Genomic DNA, 20,295 nt, shown 5'->3' on the forward strand with positions numbered 1-20,295 from the left:
GTGACTTAGCTGTAGCGTTGGAACACAAGGCTGGTATTGAACCCGCCAAAGCCGATGGTGAGGCTCAGGCCGATCTGCGCCTGTGCCTGCAATGCCGTGCCGACGGGCAAGCGGAAATCCAGGTTCGCGATTGGCGTCTCAAGCCCGTGGATGGGCGGCACGACTCCGGTCTGCAGGCTCTTGACCAAGGCAATCGCCTCCAACGCCCCCGTTGCGCCCAATGTGTGGCCAAAGGCGCCTTTCGTGGCAAAGACGATGGGCTGGTAGCCGCTGAAGTAATCGGCATAGGCTGCGCTTTCCACCCGGTCATTGGTCAGGGTTCCCGAGCCATGGGCATTGACCAGGCCGATCTGGTTACGGTGAATCCCCGCCTCCTCCAGAGACCGGTCCAAGGCCAGGCGAATACCCGTGCCTTGCTCGTCCGGCGCAGTCAGCCCGGCGGCATCGTTGGCCGAGCCACAGCCCAGCAGATAGGCATAGGGCTTGCGCGCCTCCTGCCCTTGACGCTCCAGCACCAGGAACCCCGCGCCCTCCCCCAGCAGCGTGCCGTCGTGATGCTGGTCGAACGCCCGCAGTCGAGTCGCCGACATGGTGCCCAACGCGGTATGGGCCAGGCGTTTGGAGCGGCCGAGGATATCCGCACCGCCACAGACACAGGTGTCGGCCAACCCGGCTCGGATCAGGTAAGCCCCCAGCATCAGCGCATCCGAGCCCGACGAGCACGCGGTGGACAGCGCCAACGGCTGCAAACCGAGTTGCTGCGCGGTGGTCACTACCCATTCATGCAGCGGATCTTGGTGAAACGCCAGGCTGTCCAGACGATACCCAAGGCTGGTGCCGGCAATCAGAAACTGCCGGGGGTTTTGCCCGCTGACGGCCACTCGGGCATCGTCCAATGCCGCCTTGGCCGTGCGTTGCGTCAGATCCAGCAGCCGTGCCTTCGGCTCGGCGATGTCGCTGTCCGGCAGGAAGCCTGCCAGCGTGTTCTTGAGCGGATATTCGACGGGCAGATCACGTATGCCTGTCTGACCTTCTACCAGCCGCTCCCATACGGTCTGCAATTGAGACCCTAACGCGGTGGTCCATCCGAGACCTGTCACTACAACCTTGTTCATAGTGCCTCCAGCAGAAAAATCGGGAGTCGCCTCAGCCGTAGACCCGTTGAAATTCGTCAACCGGCTTGTCGTGCACTGGCGAGGGATAGTAGTTATCAAGCAACTCGCCCGAGACCAGCTCGATGCGCCGGGCAAACGGCTCGCTTTGCAGCCAGCGGTCGCTGTGGATGAAGGTTTCGTCGATATCGGCGGCATTGAAGCCCGGCAACTGCGATGGTTCGACGATCTTGCGGCGCTTCTTGTCCAGTACCTGGGCATAGGCCGAGGCATCGAAGTAGCGGATACGGTTGTCCTGTATCAGCGCGTTGATGCAGTGCCAGCGCTGTGGCAGGTACAGATAGTTGACGAAGATGTTCCTCACCGCGTAGACCTTCTGGCCGAGCAACTGGCTGACGAGCACGCCCGCCACGTTGGCCATTTCCGAGCAGAAACACGGCAACCGCGGCCCCTCGTCGAGCATGGCGTTGAGGTAGTCCAGGGGGCTGATCGCGGGAATCACCACGTCCCGATAGTGCTCATAGCGCTGGATGCAGGCTTCCCACTGGCTCGGGTCGAACTTCAACTTGACCACATTGGGCGGGTAGGTCTCGAACTGGTCGGACTCCTGCAGCACATGGCACATGTACCGGGGAATCAATGCCATGACATCCTCCAGTGAGGACAACGCGTAGCGATTGATCACTTCGCGGGCCGCAGCCGTAAGCTGTTCATTCATAGCAGTCACCTACTTGTAATTGACGATGGAGCCGGCGTCCTGAAAGACCAGGTCAATGCGGCCGGGGCGCTCGTAGCGCTTGAGCAGTTTCAATATGTGTTGCTTGAACGAAGGGCCGTCGCAGGACGGCACGATGGACTGATCGAGCGTCACTTCCAGCTCGAATCCCGCCAGCGCCTGATGTGTCGGCTTGACCAGCGTTCGGCAACTGATGACCCCTGGCAGCGTGCGGCAGATGTGCTTGATCGCCCCAAGGTTGACCTTCTCATCGTTGATCACCAGGAAGTCCGATTTACGCCCTTTGAAAAACAGATATCCCTGCGCGTCCTGGGTAAAAATATCGCCGGTGCGCAACCATGTCGTCCCGTCGATATCGACCAGAGGCGATTTCGCGCTGCGCCCGATTTTGCTGAGCAGCAACGTATTGGATGACACCAGCAACTCCCCTTGCCAAGGGCTCTCGGACAGCCAGTCGAGCCTCACTTGGGTGCCCGCCAACGGTAGCCCCACCGAGGCATACCGGGCAGGGTCGACGCGGTGGGCGGCCAACGTCGACACGCGGGGCCCGGCTTCGGTGATGCCGTACGTCAGATACAGCTCCAATTGCGGGTTTGCTTGCAGGCAACGTTGCACCTGCTCCGCCGGTACGTGGTCGCCCCCCACGCTCAATACGCGCAACCCAGGCGGTAAGCCGGACGGTTCGCAGGCATTGATCTGACGCAACAGCACCGGTGTCAGCGAACTGACCGTGATGCGATGCGCGGCGATATCGCGGGTGTATTGCGGCAGTAAAAAGGGCGGACCGCTGATGACCAACTGGGCGTCCAGCGTCAGGGTCGCAATGGCTTGGGCCACCAGTGCCGTCGAGTAATACAACGGCAGATTGACCAGCACCCGATCCTCTTTACGCAGCCCGATGCTGTGGGCATGTCGCAGGCCATTGGCTTGCAACGATTCGAACCGGTGCACGCAACCGCTGCTGAACGACGCTGAAGTGCCTGATGTGGTGATGATGACCTCACCAGGTCGCGTCGACGGCATACGCGGCGCATCGAAAATCAGCACACTCCAGCGACCGATGAGTTCAGCCCGTGCGCCTGGCCCATGGGGAATACCATCAATGCGCAGACTCGACTTCACCAACGCCGCGGCCTGGAAATCCTCGATGATCTGCCCAAACCGCTCAGCCGGGGTAGTCGGCGCAATCAACGCCGGTACCAGGCCGCTGTTGAGCACAGCGAAAAACATGTGCAGTACATCGATCGTGTTCGGCAAGGCGATGACCACGACGTGTCCGGGCTGCAGCGGACTGGTTTGCCAGAACCTCAGGTAGTCCGTGTAAGTGTCAGTCGCTGTGCAATGATCGCCTACGGATGAGGTGGCCGAAATATTCAACAGTTTATCGGCAGGAAAGAACTCCCTGCTTCGTTCGATTGACACAAGGCTATTCATTTCAATGAGCCTCAAGCTTGTTGACAATAAAGTCAGACAGGGTCTTGCAATTAAAGAAGTTGTCGGGCCCGAACTCTTCTTCACTGATCTTAATCTTGAATTCTTCTTCGCATTGAAAACGCAGTTCGATAAAACCAATCGAGTCCACGCCCACTTCCGAGGAGAACCCCGCCTCCTCTTTTATGTGCGACTCCGGGATATCCAGGTCCAACTTTTCGGAAACAATTTTCTTCAGAATCGCGATAACTTCTTGCCGGGTATGTACGCTCATGGAAACCTCGCTTTTATCAAAGGAAACAACGGGTATTACAGGTCAGTGAGAACTTCGCGTTTGCAGCATTTCTTTCGAAAGAAATACATGGGGATCCGGGCGTAACAGACGCCGGACCAAGGGTGTCGTCGTTGCAGTAATAATCAGCGCCATGAACACCAGGATGGTGTAGGCATCGATCGAGATCAGTTTGAGTTCCAGGCCAATCGCCAGGATGATCAGCTCCATCAACCCACGGGTATTCATCAGGGCGCCGACAATGGCCGAATCGGTCCGTTGCAGACCGCTGACACGCGCCCCCAGATAGGCGCCACCGAACTTGCCAACAAACGCACACACCAGGAATACGCCGAGCCAGATCAGGTTTTCCTGACTGCCAAGGCTGGCGAACGAGGTTTTGATCCCGGCGTAGGCGAAAAATACCGGCAACAGGACAAAGTTCAGAAACCCTTCCACCTGGTTGCGCCAATAGTGAGTGAATTCAGGCACCTGCTTCATCATCAAGCCGGCGAGCAGCGCTCCGATTGCACAGTGCAGGCCCAACCAGTCAGTGACCCAGGCACACAGCAATACGTAGCTGATCACCATGGGCATGATCGCCGCGTGCTCGTCCCGCGCCTGGGCGCGGCGGATAAAGGGGATGACCAGGTAGCATGTCAGGCCATAGAAACCGACGAATGCCACCAACAGTTGCGCAGCGAAATAGCGAGCATCAAGGGGATTGCCATCCACTCGGGAGCAAAACACTATCGCGCCCAATATCACCCAGCCCACTACGTCGGTGATCACAGCCGCACGCAATGTGACGTGGGCCACCAGCGTTTCCTGCAAGGCGAGGCTCTGGACGATCCGCGTCATGACCGGCACCGCAGACACTGCCAACGCAACACCGCAGAACCAGGCGAACCCCCATTTCGAATAGGTCGGCGCCAAGTGTTCATGGGCAACCAGTGCCACGCCTACGCCTAAGGCAAAGGGCAAAACCAGCCCGAGCAGGGCAATCGCCAAGGCGGCGAAACGCCCCTGTGCCGATGCTTCGGGGTGCCGTTGATTGATGTGCACACCGACTTGGAACATCAGGAAGATCAGCCCCAGGTCGGCAACATGCGCCAACCACCCGATGTGCTGGGTTTCAAACAGGCCCACGGACTGACCAAGGGATGATTCCAGGCGCCCGAACACCGTTGGCCCGAGCACGATACCCGCGGTTATCTCGCCCACCACGCGACATTGTCCAAGGCGCTCAGCCAACCAACCAAATAGGTGACAAGCAAGTAATATAACGGCCAGTTGTATGAAAAACATAGTGAAGTACCCATGCAGTACAACGATTGAAAGAGCCACACAAGACGCCGAACTTCAGGCATGCCTTCGGCATCCAGGCACGGTTTAAACCCACCCGCCACACAGTCATTGGCAGTACAGCAGTCCATCCATCTATAAAACTTAGCGATGCGTGCGCAGTTTACTTATCAACACTATCGGCAATCGAAAGTTCGACAACTGCGCGCGCGCCAGGCGAACGCATCAAGTAGTTGGCAGCGCCGCCCGTCAACGCAAGTAAAAGACTCGTCCAACAAATACCGGCCCAGCCGAAATAAGCATGAATGACCGGCGCAGCTATCGACCCTATGGCGCCGCAGCCATAATAAAAAAACATATAAAGTGCAAACAGGCTATTGCGCTGGAGCGGATCTATTTTCAGCACGGTCGTTTGATTGGCGACTTGGGCGCTGAAGCAACCCAAGTCAAACAGCACCACTCCCGCGACAATCGCGAGCAGAGAATAGGGAAATACCAGCAACACAAGCACGCCCAGTCCCGTCATGCCGAAGCCGGCGCCAATCACCTGTCGGCTTCCCCACTTGTCTGCCCATTTTCCGGCCGGCCGAGCCATCAACAATCCTGCCAGCCCGGCCAGGCCGAGCATGCCTGCCTGTGAAGGGCTCAACGACATAGGTGCGCTGCTGACGTGGAGCATCAATGCAACCCACAACAAGCTGAAAATCAAAAACCAACAGCCTCCCAATAACGTAGCCCGGCGTAATGCCTCGTGGCGCATGAACAGAGGCGCAAGGCCGAGGAGCAATTGCCGATAACTGGCACTGCGCCGAGTTTCGATATAGGGCAACACCGCTCGACTGGCCAAGGCCAGCAGCAGCATCAGCAGCCCCACCACCACGAGCATCCCACGCCAGCCAAATTGATCAGCCAGAACACCGCCCATGAACCGCGCCAACAGAATACCGGCGGCGATACCGGCACCCACCAGCCCGACCGTGCTGCCCTTCGGGTCAATCTGAAAGCCTAGGGCGTTGAGCTGCACCGCATTGGTGGCCATGGCGCCAATCACGGCACCGAGGCCGATCATGTACAACAGGTGCGTGCCGCATGCCGCCAGCAACAATGCCAAGCCCAACACCAGAAATTGAAGACTGACCACGCTGCGCTTGTTCCGCGAATCGCCAAGGGGCACCAGCAGCATGATCCCCAGCATGTATCCAACCTGGGTACTGCCGGCGATCAAGCCGGTGGCCGACACGGGGATGTTCAACGAGACCGCGATGGCCGGCAGCACAGGCTGCAATACGTAATTGTTGGCGATGGACAGCCCTGCGGCGACAGCCACAAACCCCGTGACGAATCGCGTGTCGGATAGGCTCATATCAACGCTCTCCGTCAACGATTCCGTTGGGCAACCACTTCAATGCCCACCAGCATTTGCGGCTCGGCGAAAGGCAGCACATGCAACAGCGTGAACGCCGGCCGGATATCACGAAAGAAGGCGCCATGGACCTCGGCCGCCTGCCGCCACTCCGTCAATTGCGTCAGGTACATGCGGCTTTGCACCACGTCTGTGAGGGCGAAACCGGCGTCCTGCAGGATGCGGCTGATCTTTTCCAGGATGACGCGAGTCTGCTCGGCGACATTGGACGCGACGATGATTCCGTCGGGCCCGAGTGCGCCCGTCTTGGATATGTATAGGGTGTCATCCACTTGAACCGCCCGGGAAAACCCGAACACTTCCTCCCAGCTGGAGCCCGATGAATACCTTTCGCGCATAGTTCATCTCCTTATGAAACGGGGCCTGATGCGGCTTAGGTATGGAGCAGTGATCTTTCGGATCCAATGATCAAAACCATACGCCCGACGCCTTGGCGATGTCTAGGTTCAAGAACGCATATAGTTAACCTAAACTACCAATACGAACGATATAGACCGTTTAAAATACGATTAAATTTAAGTAAAACTACACTGTCAGTTAACATCCACTACCAGATCGAAGCGCCTTCATCGGCAAAATTGTCTTGATTTCAAGCTGTTGGCCGACAGCTCGACTGATCGGTCCGAAGGGCACCCGAATGCTCACTGGCGCGCCTGACCATTCGTCGGCTAACGCATATTGGCGGGAGGGGGAGGAGTTTATGCACAAGCGAGTTGACAGACTGCTCCTGCGCAAGAGCAGTCCATTGAAGTCGACATTCGGATGGAGGGTGCGACGCGGTTAAACCCAACCGCCATCCACAATAAAGTTCTGCGCCGAACACATCGCCGAGGCATCGGAGGCGAGAAACAACGCCATATTGGCGATGTGCTCCGGCAGCACGCTGCCCGGCAAACACTGGCTGCGGCTGATCAGTTCCTTGGCCGCATCGTCGACCCACATCGCCAGTTGTTTTTCCGTCATCACCCAACCCGGCACCAGCGTATTCACGCGGATCCGGCTCGGCCCCAGCTCCCGGGCCAGGGCGCGGGTCATGCCGTGGGCGGCGGCCTTGCTGGCGGCGTACACCGGGTAGCCGGCGGAAGCCATCATCCAGCCGACGGAGCCGAGGTTGATGATCGCCCCGCCGCCCGCGTTTTTCATCATCGGCACCACGGCCTTGGCGGCGAAGAAGGCGTGCTTGAGGTTGACGGAGATGAGCCGGTCGAACATTTCCGAGTCGACTTCTTCCAAGCTGTGGCGTACGTCATTAGCGGCATTGTTCACCAGCACCGTGATCGGTCCCAGGGAGTGTTCGAAGCGTGTGATGGCGGCCTTGTAGGCGATCTCGTCGGTGATGTCGCAGTTCACGAATTCCACCGTGTGCCCTCGCGAACTCAGCAAAGCCGCCAGGCGTTCGCCCTGGCTTTGCGCGCGGTCGACAAAGCCGACCTTTGCACCTTGCGCAGCGAAGGCGCGCACCATGAATTCGCCAATGCCTGAGGCGCCTCCAGAGATCAGGACCGTCTTGCCTTCGAGGTCGGGGTAAACAGCGTGCTGGCGGGTCATAAAAGCTTGCCTCATTTAATTAGTCTTATTTTATTTTGCAAAAATGGCGTTAAAGGCTATAAATTCGCTGCTCTATCGACAAAATATCGCACATTAGTAGAACTATTCCACTCAAAACAACAAAAGGAAGTTCGATCATGAAGCACCCTCGATACCTGCTGTCGGGCCTGGCGATGTCCATGCTGATCGCCAGCGGCGGCACCCAGGCCGCAGGCCTCACCAGTGAGCACAAGCCCTTCGGTAAAACCAATGACGGCACTGCCGTCGAACAGTACATCCTGCGCAACAGCCACGGCATGCAAGCCACGGTGATCACCTATGGCGGCGTGCTGCAGTCGCTCAAGGTGCCGGACAAACACGGCAAGGTCGAAGACGTGGTGCTGGGCTTCGACGACGTGCAGGGCTATCAAAGCGGCACTGCATTCTTCGGCGCGACCATCGGGCGCTTCGGCAATCGCCTGGCCGGCGGCGCCTTTGAGCTCGACGGCAAACGCTACCAGGTGCCGCTCAACGACGGCACCAATTCGCTGCACGGCGGCGCCCAGGGCTTCGACAAACACGTGTGGAAAGCCACGTCCGTCAAGGCTAAGGACTCGGTGGGCGTGACCCTCACCTACCTGTCCAAGGACGGTGAAATGGGCTTCCCCGGCAACCTGAAGACCGAGGTCACCTACCGCCTCAACGACAACAATGAACTGCACATCGACTACAAGGCCACCACCGACAAACCCACGGTGCTAAACCTCACCAACCACAGCTACTTCAACCTGGCCGGCGCGGGCAATGGCGACATCCTCAAGCAGGTTGCCACGTTGCACGCCAGCCATTACACACCAGTGAATGCCACCTTGATCCCTACCGGCGAACTGGCGCCCGTCAAGGGCACGCCGATGGACTTCCTGAAACCGACGCCCATCGGCCAGCACATCAAGGACGATCACCCGCAGCTCAAGTTTGCCGAGCCGAAGCAGGGTGGATTTGATTTCAACTGGGCGCTGGATAACAAAGGTGATGTGAAGCAGCTTGCGGCCGAGGTGCATGATCCTGAGTCGGGGCGGCGCTTGCAGCTGTTTACCACGGAGCCTGGGGTGCAGTTTTATACCAGCAATTTCCTGGATGGGTCGGTGAAGGGCAAGGCTGGGAAGACCTATCTGCACTGGAGCGGTTTTACGCTGGAGACCCAGCATTTTCCGGACGCGCCTAATCAGCCGAAGTTCGCGTCTACCCGCCTGAATCCAGGGCAGACCTACACCCAGAACACCGTCTTCAAATTCTCCACCGATTAAACCTGTGGGAGCGGGCTTGCTCGCGAATGCGCCGTGTCAGTCAACTCATTCGGGTCTGACACTCCGTGTTCGCGAGCAAGCCCGCTCCCACATTCAGTCTTCACAGGGCATGACTCAGCGTTGTTTCATGCGGTCGATGACCACGGCCAGCAGCAGGATTGAGCCGCGAATAACATATTGGTAGAAGGTGTCGATGTTCTTCAGATTCATCGCATTCTCGATGATCGCCAAAATCAGCACTCCGGCGATCACATGGCGGATCATCCCTACCCCGCCACTCAACGAAACCCCGCCCAGCACGCACGCCGAAATCACCGTCAGCTCAAAGCCCTGGCCAATCATCGGCTGGCCGGAGGTCATGCGCGACGCCAAGATCACCCCGGCCAACGCCCCGATCACCCCGTGCACGGCAAAGATCAGGATCTTGGTGCGGTCCACATTCACGCCTGCCAGCAACGCCGCTTCCGGGTTGCCGCCGATGGCCATGGTGTTGCGCCCGTAGGTGGTGTAGTTGAGCAGCCAGCCGAAGAACAGGAAGCACAAAATGGTGATCAGGATCGGCACCGGCACGCCAAACAACTGGCCGTTACCGAAGACAAAGAACTGATCCTGGGACACGCCCACCGCCTTGCCGTTGGCAAAGATGTACGCCAGGCCACGCACGATCTGCATGGTCGCCAGCGTGGTAATCAGCGCATTGACCCGCAGCTTGGCGATCACGATGCCGTTGATCAGCCCCACCATCAGGCCCATCAGCAACGCGGCGCCAATGCCGAGCATGACGCTGTCGGTGTCGCGCATCACAATCGCCGCCACCACCCCGGCGCAGGCGATGACCGAGCCCACCGACAGGTCGAAGTGCCCCGACGCCAGGCAGAACAGCATGGTGCACGCAGCAATGCCCACGGTGGAAATCGCCAGGCCAAGCCCGCGCATGTTCAACGGTGAAAGGAAGTTGTCGATCAGCAAGGCGCACAGCAAAAAGATACTCACGGCGGCCAGCAGCATCGCCCAGTTGTCCAGCAATGCGCGCAGGTCCAGAGGCTTGCGCGCGGTGGGCAGCACGTTGTGTTGAGTGGTCATAATCGTCTCTCAGTTCGCCAGGCTGCGCGGCAAGGCCAATTGCAGCAGGTTGGATTCAGTCGCGTGTTCGCGGGTTTGTTCGCCGCGCAGCGCGCCTTCGCACAGCACCAGGATGCGGTCGGCGATGCCCATCACTTCCATGAGGTCGCTGGACACCACGATCACCGCAATGCCTTGAGCAGCGAGGTTATGGATGATCTGGTAGATCTCGGCCTTGGCGCCGATATCGATGCCACGGGTGGGCTCGTCCAACAGCAACACTTTCATCGGCATCGACAGCCAGCGGCCGAGAATGGCTTTTTGCTGGTTGCCGCCGGAGAGGTACATGATTTTTTGCGCAGCGGTGGGCGTCTTGACCTTCATGGCCTTGATCTGCTGGTCGGCGTTACCCTGCTCCCAGCCGTCGCGCAGCAGCCAGCCAAACGTGGAATGAGCGCCCCGCGCGCTGATATTGATGTTCTCGGCGACGCTGGACAGCGGAATGATGCCCTCCTTCTTGCGGTCTTCCGGGCACAACAGCACGCCGGCGGCGATAGCATCCCGTGGTGACTGCAGATGCAGCGGCTCGCCGCAGAGTTGCAGTTGCCCGGCGCTGGCACGCTCCAGGCCGCTAAGCAGACGGAACAGCTCCGTGCGCCCAGCCCCCACCAGTCCGAACAGGCCGAGAATCTCGCCCTTGCGCACGTTGAAGCTGATCGGCTCGCGCAGGCCGGGCCCCAGCAGGCTGTCGACCTTGAGCGCTACCTCGCCGTGCTCACGCGGGCGGTAGTCGTAGATGTCCTGGATATCGCGACCGACCATGCAGGTCACCAATTGATCATGGGTCAGCGCACTCATGTCGTCGAAGGTGCGCACATAACGGCCGTCCTTGAACACCGTCACCGCGTTGCAGATACGGAACACTTCCTCCATGCGATGCGACACGTAGAGCACCACTTTGCCCTCATCCCGCAGACGCGTGATGATCGCCATCAAGCGGTCGATTTCCCGCGCCGACAAGCTGCTGGTGGGCTCATCAAACGCAATCACATGGGCGCCACGGGACAGCGCCTTGGCGATTTCCACCAGTTGGCGCTGGCCCAGGGACAGGCGCCCGAGCTTTTCGGCCGGATCGATTTCATCCGCCAACCCCTTGAGGCAAGCGAGGGCCTGCTTGCGCAGGAGCCCTCGGTTGACCACGCCAAAACGCGCCGGCAAGTGCCCGAGGAACAGGTTTTCGGCCACGCTCATTTCCGGCACCAGGTGCAATTCCTGATGGATCACTGCCACGCCGCTGGCGATGCTGTCGGCGGCATTCTTGAAGGCCATGACCTGCTCGCCGATCTGCAGCGTGCCGCTGTTGGGGATGTAGGCGCCGCCGAGGATCTTCAGCAGCGTAGACTTGCCCGCACCGTTCTCGCCCATCAACGCGTGCACCTGTCCTGGGTGGGCGCTGAAGCTGATGCCATCCAGCGCCTTGACCCCCGGAAAGGTTTTGCCGATGCCGTCAAATCGCAAGGCGGCAGCGGTCATTGCCACAGCCCGATCTTGGTCAGTTCAGCCTGGAAGTTTTCACGGGTGATCAGGGTGACCTCGTCCATGGCCGTGTACTTCGCCGGTTCAGTGCCTTTAGTGACCCACTCGTACATCATCAGCGCGGTGTTGTAGCCCTCAATATGCGGGCTCGGCAGCATCGAGCCGAAGAAGCCGCTGCTCGGTTTTTTCAGTTCGCCGATGGCGTCGGTGCCATTGATGCCGATGCCAATCACGTTGGCCGCCTTGAAGCCGGCGCTTTCAGTCGCGCGCACGCCGCCGAGCACGGTGTTGTCGTTCATGCCGCCGATGATCAGGTTTTTCGCACCGCTGGGCAGTTTCACCAGGGCCGAGTTCGTCGCGTCCATGGAGCCTGGGACATCCAGGGTCTTGGCCGCCGTAAACAAGATGTGATCCTTGGGAATGCCGGCTTCTTCCAGGGATTTGACCGAGCCATCGGTGCGCTTCTTACCGGTGTCGAGCTCGTTGAAGGTATTGATCACCGCATAGGTGTCCTTCCAGTCCCAGCCGCGTTTTTTCGCTTCGGCGGCCATGGCGGCGCCCTGCTTCTGGCCCACTTCAAAGGCGGCCATGCCCAGGTACGGCACGTCTTCCATGAAGTTGCCTTTGGCATCGACGAAACGGTCATCCACCGCGATGACTTTCAAACCGTTGGCCTTGGCTTTGGCGACGATGGCCGGGCCGAGGGACACGTCCGGCGGGCAGATCACAAAGCCCTTGGCACCGTTGGCGGCCAGGCTGTCGATGGCCGAGAGGGTTTTCTCACCGTCGGGCACGGCGATCTTGATCACGGTGAAGCCATGTTCCTTGCCGGCTTTCTCGGCAAAGGCCCACTCGGTCTGGAACCACGGCTCCTCGGCCTGCTTGACCAGGAAACCGATCTTCACTTCTTCAGCGGCCAGCAACAGCCCGCTCAAGCTCATGGCCGAGACCGCCACAGCGGCGCAGCACAGGGAACGCAAACCACGACGACGATTCATACGGGTGACTCCTTGTTGTTGTTTTTAAAGGGGGACTTATCCGGCAAAGCGGTGACAGGGTTTGCCTGGCACGTCGACCTCGATGGCCAATACCGCACCATCCAGGGGGTGATCCAAAGGGCTGGCGGCACTGGTGATATAGAGGGTGGTGAGGTTCGGCCCACCAAACACGCAACTGGTGGGGCGGCTGACGGGCAGCTCGATGATGCGGTCCACTTCGCCGTCGGGCGTGAGACGCAACAGGCAACTGCCGTCCCAGCGGGCGTTCCAGAGATAGCCGTCAACGTCCATGGCCGAGCCATCCGGCCCGCCGCGTTCGTGGGGGCCGAACCAGCGTTGCGCGGGATCGAGCTGGCCGTCCGCTTGAATTCCATACCGGTACAGCGTGCCATCCAGGCTGTCGCCAAAGTGCACGTGGCGGCCGTCGTCGCTCCACAGCAAGGTATTGGGAATGCCCAGACCACTGAGCAACGGCGTCACCTGCGCATCGGCATCGATACGGAACAGGCCGCCGGAACGCCGGATGACGGGCAGGTCTTCGCCCCGCTCGCCGATGTTGTTCTGCATGGTCCCCAGCCACAGGCGGCCCTGGGCATCGCAGCGCGCTTCATTGCCACGGTTGCCCGGTTGCGGGTCCGCGACGCACAGCAGGGTCAGGGCTTCGGTGGCCAGGTCAAGGCGATACACGCCGCTGCTCAAGGTCACCAACGCATCGCCGCTTTCACACGGGATGAAGGCCGAGACATGCTCGGGCAACTGCCACACCTGCAATTGCCCGTCCATCAGGCGCAGCGCCTGTTTACCGGCGATATTGACCCAGTACAGCGCCTGAGTGGGCGCGTCCCAGAACGGACCTTCGCCCAGCTGCGCACGGTGCGGGGTAACGGCAATACACGACATGATGCCTCCTGGATTGTTGTTGTTCTCAGGTGCGCGTTACAGCGGGTCGCGAGATGGCGTGCCATCCACCAGCCGCTGGATACGCAACGGGTTGGCGTTTTTCAACGCTTCGGGCAGCAGGCTATCAGGGTAATTCTGGAAGCACACGGGGCGCAGGAAACGGTCGATGGCCAAGGTGCCGACCGAGGTGCCGCGGGCGTCCGACGTCGCGGGGTACGGCCCGCCGTGCACCATCGAATCGCAGACCTCCACGCCGGTCGGGTAACCGTTGAGCAGGATACGGCCGACCTTCTGTTCCAGCAGCGGCGTGAGTTCGGTGAACTGTTGCAGGTCAGCCGGCTCGCCAATGATCGTGGCGGTGAGTTGACCGTGCAGCCCCTGCAAAGCCGCGCTGAGCTGGGCCTGGTCGGCGACTTCGACAAACACGGTGGTAGGACCGAAGACTTCTTCCTGCAGCACTTCATCGCCGTCGATCAACAGGCTTGCGTCGGCCGTGAACAACTGCGGTTGCGCTTGGTTGCCGGCCTGTTGGCGGCCCGCCAGGTGCTGGATGCCCGGATGTGCCAGAAGTTTTTCCAGGCCCTTGCCATAGCTGCCCAGGGTGCCGGCGTTGAGCATGGTCTGTGCCGGTTGGTCGCCGATCAGTTGCGCGACTTGCTGGGTGAACGCGGTGAATTCAGGCGAGGCGATGCCAATCACCAGGCCGGGGTTGGTGCAGAACTGGCCGCAGCCTTGGACTACCGAGGCAGTCAGGTCGCGTGCCACGCTTTCGGCCCGTGCAGTTAATGCCTGAGGCAGCACGATCACCGGATTGATGCTCGACATCTCGGCAAACACCGGGATCGGCTGCGGGCGCGCTGCCGCCATGTCGCACAACGCACGGCCGCCTTTGAGCGAACCGGTAAAGCCCACCGCCTGGATCGCCGGGTGCTTGACCAGCGCTTCGCCGACGCCGCCACCGAAGATCATATTGAACACACCGGCAGGCATCTCGGTAGTTTCGGCCGCACGGATGATTGCATCGGCAACACACTCGGCCGTCGCCATGTGCCCGCTGTGGGCTTTGAACACCACCGGGCAGCCTGCCGCCAGCGCGGCGGCGGTGTCGCCGCCCGCCGTGGAGAACGCCAAGGGAAAGTTGCTCGCACCAAACACGGCCACCGGCCCCAAGCCGATGCGGTATTGACGCAAATCCGGGCGCGGCAGGGGCTGGCGATCAGGCAGCGCTTTGTCGATGCGCGCGCCGTAGAAATCACCGCGACGCAACACGTTGGCGAACAGGCGCATCTGGCCACTGGTACGCCCGCGCTCACCCTTGATACGCGCGGCGGGCAAGGCGGTTTCGCGGCAGACCAGCTCGACAAACTCATCGCCCAACGCATCCAGTTCATCGGCTATCGCATCCAGGAACTGCGCACGACGTGCCGCACTCAACGCACGGTACTCTGGATAAGCCTGCGCGGCAGCCTTGGCGGCGGCATCGACTTCCTGTGGCGTGGCCTGGTAGAACACCTGGGGCAAGGCTTCGCCAGTGGTGGCGTCGACGCTTTGCAAGGTGATGCTGCCGTTGGCGCTGCGTTGGCCGCCGATGTAGTTGTGGCCGAGGAACGAGGTCATAGGGTTCTCCTTTAAAGGGTGATGACGTTGCCGGGTTCGAAGGCCGCATCGCTGCTGCCGACACGGTTGACCAGCGGCGCGCCGAACTCGGCCTGGCTGATCTCGAACACATCGCCCGGCTGGGTGCGGATACCGTCAGCGAATGACAGGGTCGCGGTGCCGAAGAAGTGGACGTGCACATCGCCCGGCTTGAGGAACTGGCGGTACTTGAAGTGGTGGTATTCGAGGTTTTCCAGGCTGTGGCACATGTTGGCTTCGCCGCTGAGGAATTCGTTCTGCCAGATCACTTCGCCCTCGCGCAGAATGCGGCTGGTGCCCGCCAGGTGTTGGGGCAACTCGCCCACGCGCAACTCAGGGCCATAGCTGCAACTGCGCAACTTGGAATGGGCCAGGTACAGGTAGTTCTTGCGTTCCATGACGTGATCGGAGAACTCGTTGCCCACCGCGAAACCAACGCGATAGGGCTTGCTGTCCGGGCCGATGACGTAGAGGCCGCCGATTTCCGGTTCTTCGCCGGCATCTTCCGCGAAGGGAGGCGACGGGAAGGCCGCGCCGGGGCGCACCACAATGCTGCCGTCGCCCTTGTAGAACCACTCCGGTTGTACGCCCGCCTGGCCGGACTCTGGCTTGCCGCCCTCCACGCCCCATTTGAAGATGCGCATGGTGTCGGTCAACGCAGTGTCATCCCCGGCCTGGTGCATCTTGTCCCGCGCCGAGGCGCTGCCCAGGTGGGTCAGTCCAGTGCCGCTGATCAGCATGTGAGCCGGGTCCGGGTGGTCCAGTGGCGGCAGGATTTTCAGGTCGGCCAGCAAGGTGGCGTAGTCGTAGCTGTCGCCCAGGCCCAGGCTGTCCACCTGTTGCGCCAGGCCGACACCGGCTTCGATCGCAGCCAGGGCCAGCTCGCGCACAGTGCGGGCGCTGTTGACCTCACGCACTTTGCTGCCTTCTACCACGCCGACGCGGCGCTCACCGTTACGCAATTCGAACTGAACTAAACGCATGCCATTTCTCCTGAATCAAGTACGTGTAGCGCCACGGGCACTGGCGGCAAATTGGTCGGCAGGCAGCACGTGCTTGCGCTCCAGCTGGCGGTAGACCACACCCGTCAGCAGCAAGCCAAACACCATCACTGCGGACAAAAAGTACAAGCCCGACGCCAGGTTGCCGGTGTATTCCTTGAGCGCGCCGATCACGAACGGGCCGATATAGCCGCCGAGGTTGCCCACCGAGTTGATCAACGCGATACCTGCCGCCGCACTGGCACCGGCAAAGAACCGTCCCGGTAAAGTCCAGAACACCGCCGTGCAGGAAAACAGCGCGAACGCCGCCAGGCACAGCGCGGCCATTTGCAGCACCGGCACGCTGAGCCAGGCGCTGCAGAACAGGCCGATGGCGCCCAGCACGTAGAGCACGGCGAGATGGCCGTAGCGGTCATTCAAACGGTCGGAACTGCGCGGGATGATCAGCAGGCCGATGATGCCGAAGATGTACGGCACGGCAGAGATGAAACCAGTGGTAAGGTCGCTGCCACCGAACTGTTTGATCAGGGTCGGCAGCCACAGGCCCAGGCCATAAATGCTCAAGGTCACCGGCAGGTAGAACAGCGCCAGTAGCAGCACGCGCTTGTCTTTCAAGGCATGCAGCGGGTTGCCGTGGCGGGTCTGGCCGTAGGCTTGCAGGTCTTTGGCAAGCTCACCGGTCAGCCAGGTTTTCTCGTCCTCGCTCATCCAGTTGACCTGCTTGGGGCCGTCCGGCAGGTAACGCAGCACCGGCCAGGTGAGCAGGATCGCCGGGGTGCCGATCACGATAAACAGCCACTGCCAGCCATGCAGACCAAGAATGCCGTCCATGCCCAGCAAACCGCCGGACACCGGGCCAGTGATCATCATCGCGATAGGTTGGGACAGGATGAACAGCCCGAGGATCTTGCCGCGATGGCGCACCGGGAACCACTGGGTGATGTAGTAGAGAACGCCCGGAAAGAACCCCGCCTCCGCCGCGCCGAGCAAAAAGCGCATCACGTAGAAGCTGTGCGGCCCCTGCACGAAGGCCATGCCGATGGTGATGGTGCCCCAGGTGATCATGATCCGCGCAAACCAGCGCCGCGCGCCAAAGCGATCAAGCATCAGGTTGCTGGGGATCTCGAAGAGAAAGTAGCCAATGAAGAACAACCCGGCACCCAGGCCATAGGCGGCGTCGCCAATGCCGACGTCGGCGCCCATGTGCAACTTGGCGAAACCCACGGCGGAGCGGTCCACGTAGGCGATCAGGTACAGCAGGATCAGGAAGGGAATCAGTTTCAGCGTGATGCGCCGAATAAGCCGCAGTTCCTGGCTCATGGGGTCGATCTCCGATTGTTGTTTTTATAGAAGCTCGGGGGACGCCTCTCGCGAAAATCCGCCAGGGTCATACCTCAGTTAAGACGGACTATATAGTATGACTATTTGCAAAACAACTCTTCCAAAGCAGCGTTTTTGCGCTTATGTTTAAGCACGCATAGAACATATAGTCATACAATAAGAGAATCGATCATGTCTGATAAAAAGCCCGGCCTACGCTCCGCCCAGTGGTTTGGTACTGCCGACAAGAACGGCTTTATGTACCGCAGCTGGATGAAGAACCAGGGCATTGCCGACCATCAGTTCCATGGCAAACCGATCATCGGCATCTGCAACACCTGGTCGGAGTTGACGCCGTGCAACGCGCATTTCCGCCAGATTGCCGAGCACGTCAAACGCGGCGTGATCGAGGCCGGTGGTTTCCCGGTGGAATTTCCGGTGTTCTCCAATGGCGAATCGAACCTGCGCCCCACCGCCATGCTCACGCGCAACTTGGCGAGCATGGACGTGGAGGAAGCGATTCGCGGCAACCCGATTGACGGCGTGGTGCTGCTGACCGGCTGCGACAAGACCACCCCTGCGCTGCTGATGGGTGCGGCCAGCTGCGACGTGCCGGCCATCGTCGTGACCGGCGGGCCGATGCTCAACGGCAAGCACAAAGGCCAGGACATCGGCTCGGGCACCGTGGTGTGGCAGCTCAGCGAACAGGTCAAGGCCGGCACCATTACCCTGGACGATTTCCTCGCGGCCGAGGGCGGCATGTCGCGCTCGGCCGGCACCTGCAACACCATGGGCACTGCGTCGACCATGGCCTGCATGGCCGAGGCACTGGGCACTTCCCTGCCCCACAACGCGGCGATTCCGGCGGTGGATGCACGACGTTATGTGCTGGCGCATATGTCCGGCATGCGCGCGGTGGAGATGGTGCGCGAAGACTTGAAGCTGTCGAAGATCCTCACTAAAGAAGCGTTCGAAAACGCGATCCGCGTGAATGCCGCCATTGGCGGTTCGACCAACGCGGTGATCCATTTGAAGGCCATCGCCGGACGCATAGGCGTCGAACTCGACCTGGATGACTGGACCCGCATCGGCCGTGGCATGCCAACCATCGTCGATTTGCAGCCGTCTGGGCGCTTCCTGATGGAAGAGTTCTACTATGCCGGCGGCCTGCCTGCCGTACTCCGCCGCCTCGGTGAAGCCAACCTGATCCCCCATCCGAACGCACTGACCGTCAACGGTAAATCCCTGGGTGAAAACACCCAGGACTCGCCGATCTACGGCCAGGACGAGGTGATCCGTACCCTCGACAACCCGATCCGCGCCGACGGCGGCATCTGCGTGCTGCGCGGCAACCTGGCGCCGCTCGGTGCAGTCCTCAAGCCGTCCGCCGCCAGCCCTGAACTGATGCAGCACCGAGGCCGCGCCGTGGTGTTCGAGAACTTCGACATGTACAAGGCACGCATCAACGACCCGGAACTGGACGTCGACGCCAACTCGATCCTGGTCATGAAAAACTGCGGCCCCAAGGGTTACCCAGGCATGGCCGAAGTCGGCAACATGGGCTTGCCCGCCAAGCTGCTGGCCCAAGGCGTAACGGATATGGTGCGGATCTCCGACGCGCGCATGAGCGGCACGGCCTACGGCACGGTGGTGTTGCACGTGGCGCCGGAGGCGGCGGCCGGTGGGCCGCTGGCCACGGTCAAGGAAGGTGACTGGATCGAACTGGACTGCGCCAACGGCCGCCTGCACCTGGACATCCCCGACGCAGAACTGGCGGCACGCATGGCCGACCTGGCGCCACCCGAGAAGCTGATTGTCGGCGGCTATCGCCAGCTGTACATCGACCATGTGCTGCAGGCCGACCAAGGCTGTGACTTTGACTTCCTGGTGGGTTGCCGTGGGGCGGAAGTCCCAAGGCATTCCCACTAAGTGGGATGCTATGATGCCGCGTCTTTAAGCCAGAGCCTCCCTGTCGTCATGGATCACCAGCCGCCCAAGCCGCGCAAGAGCCAGCATGCCCAGATCGTTCAGGATTTGGGCATGCACATCGTTTCCGGTCGCTTCAAGCCTGAAGAACGGTTGCCCATGGAGGCCACGCTCTGCGAAGAGTACAAGGTCAGCCGCTCGGTGTTGCGTGAGGCTACCCGCGTGCTCAGCGCCAAGGGCCTGGTGTATTCCAAGCCCCGGGTGGGCGCGGTGGTACGGCCGCGCTTGAAATGGCACCTGCTCGACCCGGACGTGCTGTCCTGGTTGATGCAATCCACGCCGCACAGCGAGTTCTTCAACACCCTGGCCGGGGTGCGGCGCATCCTCGAACCGGAAATCGCCGCCATGGCTGCGACCACTGCCACCGACGAAGACATCGCCACCATCGAGCAAGCCTACCTGGGCATGGAAACCGCGCAGACCCACGAACAGCTGCTGCAGGCCGACCTGGACTTCCACCGCGCGATTGCCGACGCCACCCGCAACGACCTGCTGGCCTACATGTGCAATATGCTGTCGCTGCCGTTGCGCGAGTCGATCAACATCACCAACCGCCGCCCGGACATCCAAGGCCTGAGCCTGCCCCGGCACAAAGCGATCCTTACCGCAATCCAGAACCGTGATGCCCTGGGTGCGCGGCATGCGTCGCTGGTGCAACTGGATGACACGCGGGTGGCGCTGGATACGGTGATGAATGTGCTCACGCCGCTCTGACCCCCAGGCCAAAACCACGCGCTATCAGGTG

At 60.7% G+C, this 20,295-nt stretch carries 18 protein-coding genes; 3 read left to right on the forward strand and 15 right to left on the reverse strand.

Annotated features, from left to right (window positions below; genetic code table 11):
• Window positions 1–5: 5 nt before the first annotated feature.
• The 8 genes from ACP7C6_RS25460 to ACP7C6_RS25495 form a co-directional block, all read right to left on the reverse strand.
• A complete protein-coding gene (locus ACP7C6_RS25460; protein ID WP_028619719.1) occupies window positions 6–1,115 on the reverse strand; it encodes a beta-ketoacyl-[acyl-carrier-protein] synthase family protein in 1,110 nt (369 codons plus the stop codon).
• 31 nt (window positions 1,116–1,146) lie between these two features.
• Window positions 1,147–1,830: a hypothetical protein gene (locus ACP7C6_RS25465; RefSeq protein WP_028619718.1), complete on the reverse strand. Its 684-nt coding sequence runs from the start codon at window positions 1,828–1,830 to the stop codon at window positions 1,147–1,149.
• 9 nt (window positions 1,831–1,839) lie between these two features.
• Window positions 1,840–3,282 (reverse strand): class I adenylate-forming enzyme family protein, encoded by a 1,443-nt coding sequence (locus tag ACP7C6_RS25470; RefSeq protein WP_050587943.1) that lies wholly within the window; start codon window positions 3,280–3,282, stop codon window positions 1,840–1,842.
• 1 nt (window position 3,283) lies between these two features.
• Window positions 3,284–3,553 carry an acyl carrier protein gene (locus ACP7C6_RS25475; RefSeq protein ID WP_032864610.1) on the reverse strand — a complete coding sequence of 90 codons (270 nt, stop codon included), beginning with the start codon at window positions 3,551–3,553 and terminating at the stop codon, window positions 3,284–3,286.
• A gap of 42 nt (window positions 3,554–3,595) precedes the next feature.
• Complete coding sequence (locus ACP7C6_RS25480; protein WP_426109386.1) at window positions 3,596–4,858, reverse strand: cation:proton antiporter; 1,263 nt, start codon at window positions 4,856–4,858, stop codon at window positions 3,596–3,598.
• 160 nt (window positions 4,859–5,018) lie between these two features.
• Entirely contained in the window at window positions 5,019–6,218 is a 1,200-nt protein-coding gene (locus ACP7C6_RS25485) for an MFS transporter (protein ID WP_028619716.1), read from the reverse strand.
• 14 nt (window positions 6,219–6,232) lie between these two features.
• The gene (locus tag ACP7C6_RS25490) at window positions 6,233–6,616 is read right to left on the reverse strand and encodes a RidA family protein (protein WP_028619715.1); all 384 of its coding nucleotides are present in this window, start codon (window positions 6,614–6,616) and stop codon (window positions 6,233–6,235) included.
• A 442-nt stretch (window positions 6,617–7,058) separates the two neighbouring features.
• A complete protein-coding gene (locus ACP7C6_RS25495) occupies window positions 7,059–7,826 on the reverse strand; it encodes an SDR family NAD(P)-dependent oxidoreductase (RefSeq protein WP_236319045.1) in 768 nt (255 codons plus the stop codon).
• A 137-nt stretch (window positions 7,827–7,963) separates the two neighbouring features.
• On the opposite strand from ACP7C6_RS25495, the gene ACP7C6_RS25500 reads away from it, so the two are divergent.
• The gene (locus ACP7C6_RS25500) at window positions 7,964–9,112 is read left to right on the forward strand and encodes an aldose epimerase family protein (protein ID WP_426109387.1); all 1,149 of its coding nucleotides are present in this window, start codon (window positions 7,964–7,966) and stop codon (window positions 9,110–9,112) included.
• A gap of 114 nt (window positions 9,113–9,226) precedes the next feature.
• On the opposite strand, the gene araH is transcribed toward ACP7C6_RS25500, so the two are convergent.
• From araH to ACP7C6_RS25535, 7 genes are read right to left on the reverse strand one after another with little or no spacing between them, the layout of a single operon-like run.
• Window positions 9,227–10,195 carry an L-arabinose ABC transporter permease AraH gene (araH, locus tag ACP7C6_RS25505; RefSeq protein WP_068933932.1) on the reverse strand — a complete coding sequence of 323 codons (969 nt, stop codon included), beginning with the start codon at window positions 10,193–10,195 and terminating at the stop codon, window positions 9,227–9,229.
• 9 nt (window positions 10,196–10,204) lie between these two features.
• A complete protein-coding gene (gene araG / locus ACP7C6_RS25510; protein ID WP_122684335.1) occupies window positions 10,205–11,707 on the reverse strand; it encodes an L-arabinose ABC transporter ATP-binding protein AraG in 1,503 nt (500 codons plus the stop codon).
• Entirely contained in the window at window positions 11,704–12,708 is a 1,005-nt protein-coding gene (locus ACP7C6_RS25515; RefSeq protein WP_010211214.1) for a substrate-binding domain-containing protein, read from the reverse strand. Before ACP7C6_RS25515 ends, araG begins: the two co-directional genes overlap by 4 nt.
• Before the next feature lie 36 nt (window positions 12,709–12,744).
• The gene (locus ACP7C6_RS25520) at window positions 12,745–13,608 is read right to left on the reverse strand and encodes an SMP-30/gluconolactonase/LRE family protein (protein ID WP_028619710.1); all 864 of its coding nucleotides are present in this window, start codon (window positions 13,606–13,608) and stop codon (window positions 12,745–12,747) included.
• Between the two features lie 36 nt (window positions 13,609–13,644).
• The gene (locus tag ACP7C6_RS25525) at window positions 13,645–15,225 is read right to left on the reverse strand and encodes an aldehyde dehydrogenase (NADP(+)) (protein ID WP_028619709.1); all 1,581 of its coding nucleotides are present in this window, start codon (window positions 15,223–15,225) and stop codon (window positions 13,645–13,647) included.
• 11 nt (window positions 15,226–15,236) lie between these two features.
• Entirely contained in the window at window positions 15,237–16,226 is a 990-nt protein-coding gene (gene araD1 / locus ACP7C6_RS25530) for an AraD1 family protein (protein ID WP_028619708.1), read from the reverse strand.
• A 15-nt stretch (window positions 16,227–16,241) separates the two neighbouring features.
• Window positions 16,242–17,564, reverse strand: coding sequence for an MFS transporter (locus tag ACP7C6_RS25535; RefSeq protein ID WP_028619707.1), 1,323 nt, complete (start codon window positions 17,562–17,564; stop codon window positions 16,242–16,244).
• A gap of 192 nt (window positions 17,565–17,756) precedes the next feature.
• Here ACP7C6_RS25535 and ACP7C6_RS25540 point away from each other — a divergent pair, with 192 nt between their 5' ends.
• Both ACP7C6_RS25540 and ACP7C6_RS25545 read left to right on the forward strand, forming a co-directional pair.
• Complete coding sequence (locus ACP7C6_RS25540; protein WP_028619706.1) at window positions 17,757–19,493, forward strand: IlvD/Edd family dehydratase; 1,737 nt, start codon at window positions 17,757–17,759, stop codon at window positions 19,491–19,493.
• A gap of 48 nt (window positions 19,494–19,541) precedes the next feature.
• Complete coding sequence (locus ACP7C6_RS25545; RefSeq protein WP_016978830.1) at window positions 19,542–20,264, forward strand: FadR/GntR family transcriptional regulator; 723 nt, start codon at window positions 19,542–19,544, stop codon at window positions 20,262–20,264.
• Window positions 20,265–20,295: the final 31 nt, after the last annotated feature.

This window comes from Pseudomonas sp. TWR1-1-4 (assembly GCF_049897165.1).
Classification (GTDB): domain Bacteria; phylum Pseudomonadota; class Gammaproteobacteria; order Pseudomonadales; family Pseudomonadaceae; genus Aquipseudomonas; species Aquipseudomonas canadensis.

Bases quoted from the DNA above. Each gene is read 5' to 3' on its own strand.
- ACP7C6_RS25460 (WP_028619719.1), bottom strand. From the start codon at position 1,115: ATGAACAAGGTTGTAGTGACAGGTCTCGGATGGACCACCGCGTTAGGG.
- ACP7C6_RS25465 (WP_028619718.1), bottom strand. From the start codon at position 1,830: ATGAATGAACAGCTTACGGCTGCGGCCCGCGAAGTGATCAATCGCTAC.
- ACP7C6_RS25470 (WP_050587943.1), bottom strand. From the start codon at position 3,282: ATGAATAGCCTTGTGTCAATCGAACGAAGCAGGGAGTTCTTTCCTGCC.
- ACP7C6_RS25475 (WP_032864610.1), bottom strand. From the start codon at position 3,553: ATGAGCGTACATACCCGGCAAGAAGTTATCGCGATTCTGAAGAAAATT.
- ACP7C6_RS25480 (WP_426109386.1), bottom strand. From the start codon at position 4,858: ATGTTTTTCATACAACTGGCCGTTATATTACTTGCTTGTCACCTATTT.
- ACP7C6_RS25485 (WP_028619716.1), bottom strand. From the start codon at position 6,218: ATGAGCCTATCCGACACGCGATTCGTCACGGGGTTTGTGGCTGTCGCC.
- ACP7C6_RS25490 (WP_028619715.1), bottom strand. From the start codon at position 6,616: ATGCGCGAAAGGTATTCATCGGGCTCCAGCTGGGAGGAAGTGTTCGGG.
- ACP7C6_RS25495 (WP_236319045.1), bottom strand. From the start codon at position 7,826: ATGACCCGCCAGCACGCTGTTTACCCCGACCTCGAAGGCAAGACGGTC.
- ACP7C6_RS25500 (WP_426109387.1), top strand. From the start codon at position 7,964: ATGAAGCACCCTCGATACCTGCTGTCGGGCCTGGCGATGTCCATGCTG.
- araH (WP_068933932.1), bottom strand. From the start codon at position 10,195: ATGACCACTCAACACAACGTGCTGCCCACCGCGCGCAAGCCTCTGGAC.
- araG (WP_122684335.1), bottom strand. From the start codon at position 11,707: ATGACCGCTGCCGCCTTGCGATTTGACGGCATCGGCAAAACCTTTCCG.
- ACP7C6_RS25515 (WP_010211214.1), bottom strand. From the start codon at position 12,708: ATGAATCGTCGTCGTGGTTTGCGTTCCCTGTGCTGCGCCGCTGTGGCG.
- ACP7C6_RS25520 (WP_028619710.1), bottom strand. From the start codon at position 13,608: ATGTCGTGTATTGCCGTTACCCCGCACCGTGCGCAGCTGGGCGAAGGT.
- ACP7C6_RS25525 (WP_028619709.1), bottom strand. From the start codon at position 15,225: ATGACCTCGTTCCTCGGCCACAACTACATCGGCGGCCAACGCAGCGCC.
- araD1 (WP_028619708.1), bottom strand. From the start codon at position 16,226: ATGCGTTTAGTTCAGTTCGAATTGCGTAACGGTGAGCGCCGCGTCGGC.
- ACP7C6_RS25535 (WP_028619707.1), bottom strand. From the start codon at position 17,564: ATGAGCCAGGAACTGCGGCTTATTCGGCGCATCACGCTGAAACTGATT.
- ACP7C6_RS25540 (WP_028619706.1), top strand. From the start codon at position 17,757: ATGTCTGATAAAAAGCCCGGCCTACGCTCCGCCCAGTGGTTTGGTACT.
- ACP7C6_RS25545 (WP_016978830.1), top strand. From the start codon at position 19,542: ATGGATCACCAGCCGCCCAAGCCGCGCAAGAGCCAGCATGCCCAGATC.